Origin of the sequence: Kitasatospora sp. NPDC059571 (assembly GCF_042735675.1) — a bacterium.
Classification (GTDB): Bacteria; Actinomycetota; Actinomycetes; order Streptomycetales; family Streptomycetaceae; genus Kitasatospora.
In genome coordinates, this window is the sequence record NZ_JBHWBW010000629.1 from 1 (window position 1) to 3,851 (window position 3,851).

Below are 3,851 nucleotides of genomic sequence, written 5' to 3' on the forward strand. Positions count from 1 at the left end.
CCGGGCCCCCCGGCCGGCGCTGGCCGGGGGCCCCCCGCCCCCCCCGGCCCGCCCCGGGGGCGGGCGGGCGCCAGGACGGGTCAGCCCAGCATGCCGGCCGCGGTCGGGGAGCTGTCGCGCAGGAACTGCGAGCAGCGCTCGGCCTCGTCCTTCTCGTTGATGGCCGCAGCGGCCCGGCCCAGCGCGTGCAGGGCGCGCAGGAAGCCGCGGTTCGGCTCGTGCTCCCACGGCACCGGGCCGTGGCCCTTCCAGCCGGCCCGGCGCAGCGCGTCCAGGCCCCGGTGGTAGCCGGTCCGGGCATAGGCGTAGGACTCGACGACCCGGCCGCCGGCGAAGGCGTCGTCCGCCAGCTGCGCCCAGGCGAGCGAGGAGGTCGGGAACGCCGCCGCGACCTCGGCGGGCGAGGCGCCCTGGGCCAGCGCCTCCAGCGGCCCGGGCTCGGCCGGCAGGTGAGTCGGCGGCGGTCCGCCCAGCAGGTTCTCGTGAATGCTCATGCGTTCCAGTCAACCACTGTCGGGCGATCCGGCAGCGGACCGCCCGGACGGAGCTCCGCCGCCACCGCGGTGGTGGGCGCCTCCCGGGGCGTAGGACATGGTGCGCGCTCCCCGTTCTCCGCGCCGCGCGGGTGTGGGTCCGGCGAAAAATACCTTTGCGACGGTATGATTCCTGGAATCAGGGTTATTGCGGGCCCGCGGGCCCCGCTGGAGGGCTGAGCCATGGCAACCAATCCGGCACCGGGCAGCGGGAGTTCCAAGCGGTCGGTGGTCGGGCAGGGCGGGCCCCGGCAGGCCCGCGCCGTGCGGACCCGCGCCGCCGTCCTGGACGCCGCCGCGGAGCTCTTCGCCGACCGGGGCTTCCCGTCCGTCACCATCCAGGACATCGCCGAACTCGCCGGGGCCACCAAGGGGGCGGTCTACTTCCACTTCCCCAACAAGGAGGCGATGGCGGTCGAGCTGGTGGAGGCCTTCCATCACACCGCCACCCGCAACGCGTCCGCGGTGATGGACCCCCGGCTCCCTCCGCTGGACGCGGTACGGGCACTGGTCCGCGGTACCGCGCAGCGCCTGCGGGATGACGCGGCGGCCCGCGCGGCCGTCCGACTGCAGGCCGAGCAGGCCGTCATCGAGACCGAACTCCCCACCCCCTTCGTCGACTACGCCGCCTTCGTCACCCTGCTGCTGACCCGGGCCGCAGACGCCGGCGAGCTGCCCCCGGGCAGGGAACCCGCCACCCTTGCAAGGGTGTTGGTGGCATCCTTCTTCGGCGTCCAGCACGTCTCGTGGGTCCTCCACGACCGGATGGACGTGGTCGAGCGGGTCGACGAGCTCCTCGACCTGCTGCTTCCCACCTGACGGTGCGATGTCAAGAATCCATACCGTTGTGACGGTATGTTTTCAGAAGGGCGCGAAGTCCGCAGGAATGCGCCGAAGGTGTCGTCGAACATCGCCTGTCAAAAGCCGTCCTGGCCGACTGCTTGGTCAATTGTGCTGCTGGAAAAGGACTTTCTGTCCAGCCGGCCCGACCGCCCCGACCCGGCATCGCGGAACAAGTGACAGTAAGTCAAGTGCCTTGCATCAAAGCGCGAATGTCACCTGGCGGCCCCGGGGTGTAGCAGGTTGGAGGGGCGTCCCCGGTGGTCGGGGTTCGAGCCTCGCCGGCGCAGCAACCCGACCCCCCGCCGAAGTGCGACGGTGGCCCAGTGGAAAACATTCGAGGCGGTTTCCTGTGAGGGCCCCAAACGAGGGTGCCCCCGGGGAGAGACTCCCGGGGGCACCCTCGTCGGCCATGGGCCTTACTTCAGGCGGTTGCCCGCCGAGCGCAGCTGCTGCGCGGCCTCGAGCACGCGGGCGGCCATGCCGGCCTCGGCCAGCTTGCCCCAGGTGCGCGGGTCGTACGTGTTCTTCTTGCCGACCTCGCCGTCGACCTTCAGCACACCGTCGTAGTTGCGGAACATGTGGTCCACGACCGGACGGGTGAAGGCGTACTGGGTGTCGGTGTCGAGGTTCATCTTCACGACGCCGTTCTCCAGCGCGGTGGCGATCTCCTCCGCGGTCGAGCCCGAGCCGCCGTGGAAGACGAAGTCGAACGGGTCGGTCTTGCCGTACTGCTTGCCGATCTCGGCCTGCAGCTCGGCGAGGAGCTCCGGCTTCAGCACGACGTTGCCCGGCTTGTACACGCCGTGCACGTTGCCGAACGAGGCGGCCAGCAGGTAGCGGCCCTTCTCGCCCAGGCCGAGCGCCTCGGCGGTGCGCACCGCGTCGTTCACGGTGGTGTACAGCTCGTCGTTGATCTCGTGCGAGACACCGTCCTCCTCGCCGCCGGTCGGGGTGATCTCGACCTCAAGGATGATCTTGGCGGCGGCGGCCTGGGCCAGCAGCTCCTGGGCGATCGCCAGGTTGTCGGCCAGGGTCTCGGCGGAGCCGTCCCACATGTGCGACTGGAAGAGCGGGTTCTGGCCCTTGGCCACGCGCTCGGCGGAGATCGCCAGCAGCGGGCGGACGTAGCCGTCCAGCTTGTCCTTCGGGCAGTGGTCGGTGTGCAGCGCGACGGTGATGTCGTACTTGGCGGCGACGATGTGCGCGAACTCGGCGAGCGCGACGGCGCCGGTCACCATGTCCTTGTTGTGCTGGCCGCCCAGGAACTCGGCGCCACCGGTGGAGATCTGGATGATGCCGTCGCTCTCGGCCTCGGCGAAGCCGCGCAGTGCGGCGTGCAGCGTCTGCGACGAGGTGACGTTGATGGCCGGGTAGGCGAACTTGCCCGCCTTGGCCCGGTCCAGCATCTCGTTGTAGACGTCGGGAGTTGCGATGGGCATGCGAATCCGCTCCTGTCGGTGTGGGGCGATCGGACGACGCTGTCCGATGCTCGATACGCCTCCGGTACTCGGCGTGTTTCGCGGTACGAGAAGAGGGTGGGGCTCGACCGCGGGCCGGACACCTGTGCCATCTTCCCAGACTCGCCCCCCGAGGTCACCCATGGCCCGCCAGTCGGGACACCGCAGGCCCGGCGGCTCCGCCCGGGGAGTCGACCGCTCCGCTTAGCCTGCCCACAACCCGCGGGCGCTATCCTGCGCCCGTGGACTACAACCAGCTCGCCGTCAACCTCCTCGACGCCAAATCGCTGATCGCGTCGGTGGGCGCCTTCGGCCTGCTCGCGATCATCTTCGCCGAGACCGGCCTGCTGGTCGGGTTCTTCTTCCCCGGCGACTCGCTGCTGATCCTGGGGGGTGTGGCCGCGTCCAGCGCGGCGTCCTCGGTCCTCGGCGAGGGCGCTCGCATGCCGATCGCGCTGCTGCTGATCGGTGCGCCGATCTGCGCGATCGCCGGTGCCCAGCTGGGCCACCTGCTCGGGGCCCGGGTCGGCCCCCGGATGTTCGACAAGCCCGACTCGAAGATCTTCCGCCGCGAGCACGTGATGAAGGCGGAGCTGTACTTCGACAAGTTCGGCCCGGCCAAGGCCGTGGTCATGGCCCGCTTCATCCCGATCGTCCGGACGTTCCTCAACCCGGTCGCCGGCACGCTGGAGATGCCGGCCCGCACCTTCTTCGTCTGGAACGTCGTCGGCGGCGTGCTGTGGACGGAGTCGATGCTGCTCATCGGCTACTTCTTCGGCGACGCGCTGGCCCCGGTGATCGACAAGTACCTGCTCCCGGCGATGGCCCTGATCATCCTGATCTCGATCTCGCCGATCCTCGTCGAGGTCGTCCGCGAGCGCCGGAAGAAGGCCGCGGGCGACGACACGCCCGCCGAGCCGGTCAGCACCGGCCGCCACCGCAAGCACTGACCCACGGACCGGCGCCATGCTCGTACCGGCCAGGAAGAACCCCAGGAGGACACAGACCAGTGCATGGG

4 protein-coding genes are annotated in these 3,851 nt (G+C 70.4%); 2 read left to right on the forward strand and 2 right to left on the reverse strand.

Annotation, left to right across the window (positions count from 1 at the left end):
• Positions 1–80: 80 nt before the first annotated feature.
• Positions 81–494 (reverse strand): DUF3151 domain-containing protein, encoded by a 414-nt coding sequence (locus ACFV0G_RS36840; RefSeq protein ID WP_380557379.1) that lies wholly within the window; start codon positions 492–494, stop codon positions 81–83.
• Positions 495–716: 222 nt separating this feature from the next.
• On the opposite strand from ACFV0G_RS36840, the gene ACFV0G_RS36845 reads away from it, so the two are divergent.
• Positions 717–1,352 (forward strand): ScbR family autoregulator-binding transcription factor, encoded by a 636-nt coding sequence (locus tag ACFV0G_RS36845; protein ID WP_380557382.1) that lies wholly within the window; start codon positions 717–719, stop codon positions 1,350–1,352.
• A 440-nt stretch (positions 1,353–1,792) separates the two neighbouring features.
• On the opposite strand, the gene fbaA is transcribed toward ACFV0G_RS36845, so the two are convergent.
• Positions 1,793–2,815: a class II fructose-bisphosphate aldolase gene (gene fbaA / locus ACFV0G_RS36850; protein ID WP_380557385.1), complete on the reverse strand. Its 1,023-nt coding sequence runs from the start codon at positions 2,813–2,815 to the stop codon at positions 1,793–1,795.
• Positions 2,816–3,075: 260 nt separating this feature from the next.
• On the opposite strand from fbaA, the gene ACFV0G_RS36855 reads away from it, so the two are divergent.
• Complete coding sequence (locus ACFV0G_RS36855) at positions 3,076–3,783, forward strand: DedA family protein (RefSeq protein ID WP_380557388.1); 708 nt, start codon at positions 3,076–3,078, stop codon at positions 3,781–3,783.
• Positions 3,784–3,851: the final 68 nt, after the last annotated feature.

What these genes read in the sequence shown, in the direction of transcription:
- ACFV0G_RS36840 (WP_380557379.1), bottom strand. Translation starts at nt 494, where the DNA reads ATGAGCATTCACGAGAACCTGCTGGGCGGACCGCCGCCGACTCACCTG.
- fbaA (WP_380557385.1), bottom strand. Translation starts at nt 2,815, where the DNA reads ATGCCCATCGCAACTCCCGACGTCTACAACGAGATGCTGGACCGGGCC.
- ACFV0G_RS36845 (WP_380557382.1), top strand. Translation starts at nt 717, where the DNA reads ATGGCAACCAATCCGGCACCGGGCAGCGGGAGTTCCAAGCGGTCGGTG.